General features: G+C 71.1%; 5 protein-coding genes and 1 pseudogene. 2 read left to right on the top strand and 4 right to left on the bottom strand.

The window, feature by feature from the left end; translation table 11 throughout:
• Together Q4I23_RS30280 and Q4I23_RS30275 are read right to left on the bottom strand one after the other, a co-directional pair.
• Nucleotides 1-326, bottom strand: a pseudogene (locus Q4I23_RS30280) (hypothetical protein); the annotation flags it as partial.
• A 76-nt stretch (nt 327-402) separates the two neighbouring features.
• The gene (locus Q4I23_RS30275; RefSeq protein ID WP_498528677.1) at nt 403-939 is read right to left on the bottom strand and encodes a hypothetical protein; all 537 of its coding nucleotides are present in this window, start codon (nt 937-939) and stop codon (nt 403-405) included.
• 177 nt (nt 940-1,116) lie between these two features.
• Between Q4I23_RS30275 and Q4I23_RS30270 the strand changes: the two genes are divergently transcribed.
• A complete protein-coding gene (locus Q4I23_RS30270) occupies nt 1,117-3,423 on the top strand; it encodes a hybrid sensor histidine kinase/response regulator (protein ID WP_498528676.1) in 2,307 nt (768 codons plus the stop codon).
• Nucleotides 3,424-3,547: 124 nt separating this feature from the next.
• On the top strand, nt 3,548-3,670 hold the full coding sequence (locus Q4I23_RS30265) for a hypothetical protein (protein WP_257722160.1): 123 nt from the start codon (nt 3,548-3,550) through the stop codon (nt 3,668-3,670).
• 19 nt (nt 3,671-3,689) lie between these two features.
• Here the strand turns inward: Q4I23_RS30265 and pdxA are convergent, their stop codons facing one another.
• The gene (pdxA, locus tag Q4I23_RS30260; protein WP_498528675.1) at nt 3,690-4,718 is read right to left on the bottom strand and encodes a 4-hydroxythreonine-4-phosphate dehydrogenase PdxA; all 1,029 of its coding nucleotides are present in this window, start codon (nt 4,716-4,718) and stop codon (nt 3,690-3,692) included.
• The gene (locus Q4I23_RS30255; RefSeq protein ID WP_498528674.1) at nt 4,718-5,161 is read right to left on the bottom strand and encodes a peptidylprolyl isomerase; all 444 of its coding nucleotides are present in this window, start codon (nt 5,159-5,161) and stop codon (nt 4,718-4,720) included. Before Q4I23_RS30255 ends, pdxA begins: the two co-directional genes overlap by 1 nt.
• Nucleotides 5,162-5,187: the final 26 nt, after the last annotated feature.

Genomic DNA, 5,187 nt, shown 5'->3' with positions numbered 1-5,187 from the left:
CGTATAATCGTCGGCAGCGTCAGATGTGTATAAGAGACAGCCATGCGGCCCGGCACATAGGCGACCAGCCGCCGCGCCTCCTTGTGGCCGCGCGACGCCGCGGCGCGCAGCCACGCCGTGCCGACCCGCTGGTCGCGCTTCACCCCGACGCCGAACAGGAAGCGCCGCGCCATGCGGTAGGACGCCTCCGGATCGCCCTTCTCCGCCGCCTCGCAGTCGGCCATGCGCGACTCGCGCGAGGAGACGGAGCCGGACTTGCCCGCGGCGAGGGCGGCTGGGGCCGCCAAGGCGACGAAAAGGGCGAAGGTCAGGGGGAGAAAACGCACGGGTTGGCCTTGGAACGGTCTGCAAAACCGCATTGATATGAGGCTGTCCGCAGGACACGGCAAGCGCAGGGCAGGGTTACCCTCTTTTCGACACAGCGCGCAGACGGCTGCGCAGCGACCGCGCCCAGCCGCGGACCACCGCCAGCGCCGGACGAATCGCCTCGCGCACCCGTGCCACCACCCGCTTGGCGGCCTGCCAGGGCGGCAGAGCGGTCAGCCAGGCCAGCCAGCACACCACCCGGACGTAGCACCAGGCGAAGGCCGGGATGGTCAGCAGCTTGTCCTTGCCGATGTGGAACAGCCACTCGACCAGCGTGACCTTGACCAGTTCCACGGCCCCCAGCAGCAGGGCGCCCTGGACCGCGTGCCCGGTCCCCATCAGGTACAGGCCGACCGGCTTCAGCGGCTCCAGAATCACCAACGGAATCACGAACAGCGCCAGCGTCGGATAGGGGCCGAGCCGGCGGATGCGCGCGGCCAGCCGTTCGGCGAAGCGCTGCCGCCCGATCCAGGCGGCCAGCGGGCGCAACGCCTCCAGCGCCACCGCGTCGATCAGGAAATAGACCAGCGCCGCGACGGTCAGCAGAGGGCGCAGCACGAAGCGGCGCAGCAACCCCGCCAGCTTCCGCCCCAAAATCCGAGAGGAGGAATTTCCGTTCGAGGTAGCCATTAGGTCTTTCGTCAGGCGTATAGGGGCGTTTCGCCGGCTTGGGTTCGCCGCGGATTTCCACTATCTAACGTTTCTGCCATTGCGCGTCCGTCCCCTCGTCCACTCTCGGTGCGCCCCATCGTGCTCGGCCATTACGATCCTTACCTCGTTGCGCTGTCCATTGTCGTGGCCTCTTTCGGCGGCTATGTGGCTCTGGACCTCGCCTCCCACGCGCGGGATGCCGGGCGGGGACGGAACGGCTGGCTGGGCGCCGCGGCGCTCGCGCTCGGGGCGGGGATCTGGTCGATGCACTTCATCGGCATGATGGCGATGCGCATGCCCGTGCCGGTGTCCTACGACATCCTGCTGACCGCGTTATCCTTTCTCCTGGCGGTCGGGGTGTCGGGGACCGGCCTCTTCGCCGTGGCGCACGGCGGGGGCGGCCGGGCGACCCTGGCGGCGGCGGGTCTGCTGACCGGCTTCGGGATCGTCTCCATGCATTACGTCGGCATGGCCGGCATGCGGCTGCCGGTGCCGCTGATCTACGACACGCTTCTGGTCGTCGCGTCGGTGGTCATCGCCGTCGCCGCCTCCACCGCCGCGCTCTGGCTCGCCTTCCGCACGGCCAGCCCCCTGCAGCGCCTGTCCGGCGCGCTGGTGCTCGGCGCTGCGGTGGTCAGCATGCATTACGTCGGCATGGCCGCCGCTAGCGCCGCCGAGAACGCCATGGGCCACGCCATCGGTGTGGGGGCCGTCCCGGCCGGCGATGATCTCGGCCTCGTGCTGTCCACGCCGTCCCTGGCGGTGGGGACCGGAATCGGGACGCTGCTGATCCTCTCGCTGGGGCTGCTCTCCGTCCTGATCGACCGGCGCCGCTCGGCGGAGCGCGCGGCGGGGCAGGAGGCGCGCTATCGCGCCGTCGTCGACTCCGCCGTGGACCCCATCGTGGTGATCGACGAGACCGGCACCATCCAGTCCTTCAACCGGGCGGCCGAGACGACCTTCGGCTACGGCGCGGAGGAGGCCGTCGGCGCGAACGTCCGCATCCTGATGGCGGAGCCGCACCGCTCCGCCCACGACGGCTACATGGCGCATTTCCGCGAGACCGGCGAGCGGCGCATCATCGGCATCGGGCGCGAGGTCGAGGGCCGGCGCAAGGACGGCTCCCTCTTCCCGCTGGAACTGTCGGTGGCCGAATGGCACGACGGGCGGCAGCGCCTGTTCACCGGCATCATGCGCGACATCACCGCCCGCAAGGCGGCGGAGGACGCGCTGCACCGCGCCAAGGCGGAGGCGGAGCGCGCCCGCGAGGAGGCGCTGGCCGCCCGCGACAATGCCGAACGGGCGGACATGGCCAAGACCAAGTTCCTCGCCGCGGCCAGCCACGACCTGCGCCAGCCCGTGCAGTCGCTGTTCTTCTTCGCGCACGCCCTGTCCGACCGGCTCGACGGCCATCCCGCCTCTCCCCTGCTGGCGAGCATGAGCGAGTCGCTGAACGGCCTCCGTACGCTGCTGGACAGCCTGCTGGACGTGTCGCGGCTGGACGCCGGGGTGGTCACCCCCGCGGTGACGGAGTTCGCGCTGGGTCCCCTGTTGCAGCGTCTGGCCGACGAATACCGGGGCCGCGCAGCGGAGGTGGGAATCGCCTTGCACCACGTTCCCACCGACGGCTGGACGCGCAGCGACCCGGCGCTGGTCGAGCGCATCCTGCGCAATCTCGTGGAAAATGCCATCCGCTACACGGAGAGTGGGCGGATTCTGATCGGCTGCCGCCGTTCCGGCAGCGGCCTGCGAGTCGAGGTGCTCGACACCGGAATCGGCATCCCCGAGGACAAGCGCGACGAGGTGTTCGTCGAGTTCACCCAGCTCGCCAACCCCGAGCGCGACCGGCGCAAGGGACTGGGGCTGGGGCTCGCCATCGTGCGGCGTCTGGCCGGGCTGCTCGGCCACGAGGTGACTCTGCGCTCCCGGCCGGGACGGGGCAGCGCCTTCGGTCTGACCGTGCCCTCGGTCGCGCCGCGCCAAGTGATGAAAACATGCCGCCCGGCCGCCCAGTCCGCCGCCAAGCCCGCCGCCAACGGTGGCAAGGGTTTGGTCGTGGTGGTGGAGGACGACGCCATCATCCTGCTCTCCATGCGGACCATGCTGGAGGAATGGGGGTACGAGGTGGTGGCCGCCGTCTCCGCCGACGAGGCGGTGGGCACCCTGACCAGTCTCGGTCAGCGCCCCGACATGATCGTCGCCGACTATCGCCTGCGCGAAGGGCGGACAGGGCTTCAGGCCATCCGCGACATCTACGGTGTCTGTGGGGTGCGGGTGCCCGCTCTGGTGCTGACCGGCGACACCGACCCCGCGCGCATCGCCGAGGTCCAGCAGAGCGGCCACCGCCTCCTGCACAAGCCGGTGGCGCCGGAGGTGCTGCGCAGCGCCCTGACCTCCGCAGCATAGGCACCGCCGCTCCCGGCCGAGGCCCGAGTGTGGTTGAAAGCGCGCTCCGCCCCGCTTATGGTCTTGGAAAAAGGCGCGTTTGCGCCGAAACCACAACCAAAGTCAGGTTCCAGGAGCGCCCCCCATGAAAGCCATGCTGCTCGGCTTCGCCGCCGCCATCGTCATCGCCGTCGGCGCGTCGGTCGCGCTGACCTCCATCGACCACAGCTCGGCCAGCCGCTTCTCCAGCAGCTCGGTCCGCCTCTGACGCTTACCGGCGGTGAAGGTCAGGCGCGGCGGCGGGCGGCCATGGCCTCCGCCGCCGTCAGGGCGGCGATCAGGCTCGACGCGCCGGCCTTGCCCGTGCCGGCGATGTCCAGCGCCGTCCCGTGGTCCGGCGAGGTGCGGACGAAGGGCAGCCCCAGCGTGATGTTGACCCCCGTGTCGAAGTCGATGGTCTTCAGCGGGATCAGCGCCTGATCGTGGTACATGCACAGCGCCGCGTCGTAACCGCGCCGCGCTGCCGCGTGGAACAGCGTGTCGGCGGGCCGCGGCCCCACCGCGTCGATGCCCTCTGCCCGCAGGTCGGCGACCGCCGGGGCAATGACGTCGATCTCCTCACGCCCCATGGCGCCGCCCTCCCCCGCGTGGGGGTTGAGCGCGGCGACGGCCAGCCGGGGCCGGGCGATGCCGAAGTCGCGGGCCAGCGCCGCCGCGGTGACCCGCCCGGCGTGCAGGATCGCCTCCCGCGTCACCAGCGGCACGGCGTCGCGGACGGAGATATGGATGGTCACCGGCACGACCCGCAGATCCTGCGCGGCCAGCATCATCACTGGCTCCTCGGTGAGCCCGGCCAGATGGGCCAAATACTCCGTGTGCCCGGGATGGCGGAAGCCGGCGGCGTAGAGCGCCGACTTCTGGATCGGGTTGGTGACGACCGCCGACGCCTCGCCACGGCGGACCAGATCGACCGCCCGGTCGATGCTGGCGATCACCGCCGCTCCGTTGGCCGGGTCGGGACGGCCCGGCGTGACCGGCACCGCCAGCGGCTGGGGCAGCACCGGCAAGGCTGTACTGAACAGTGCGGCGCCCTCGGCCATGCTGCCGACTGCCCTGACCGGGACCGGCAGGCCGAGCCGGGCGGCGAGCGCCTCCAGGCGGGCGGGATCGTCCAGAAGGACGAAGGGCGGCACCGCGCCGTCCGCGCGGGCCGCCCCCCTGGCTATCGACCAGGCCTTAAGAGCGATCTCCCCGCCGATCCCCGCCGGCTCGCCCATGGTCAGGGCGAGCGGCGGCCGGACGCCGGATTCGGTCATCAGTTGCGGATCTCCACGAAGGCGGTGCGGCGCAGGTCGCGCAGGTAGCGGCGGGCCAGCAGGTCGGCGCGCTCGTTGATCAGGTCGCGCTCGATCTCCTCGCGCGGCGGCATCTTGATGTCCTTCGGGTCGATCGGCGGCGGGGCCGGGGCGGCCACCGGCTGCGGCTCGGCTTCCGGCGGCGGCTCGATCATCGGCACGTCGCGCTTGCAGACGATCAGGATGACGGCGCCACCCGGGCTCATCAGCACCGGGCTGGGCTGGCCGAGCGGGATGCCGACGGCGAGCTGCTGGAGGCCCGGCGCGAGATCCTTGACCCGCAGCGTGCCCATGTCGCCCGACTCCGGGATGCCCATGGCGCGCGCCTTCTCGTCGAAGTCGGCGCAGCTCTTGATCGACTTGCGCAGCTTCTCCGCCTGGGCCTGGACCTGTCTCTTATACACATCTGACGCTGCCGACGATTATACGC

It is taken from the genome of Azospirillum sp. UFLA03-27 (genome assembly GCF_059803775.1).
Note: the sequence above shows the minus strand (reverse complement) of the source record. Positions and strands in the feature narration are given on the sequence as shown.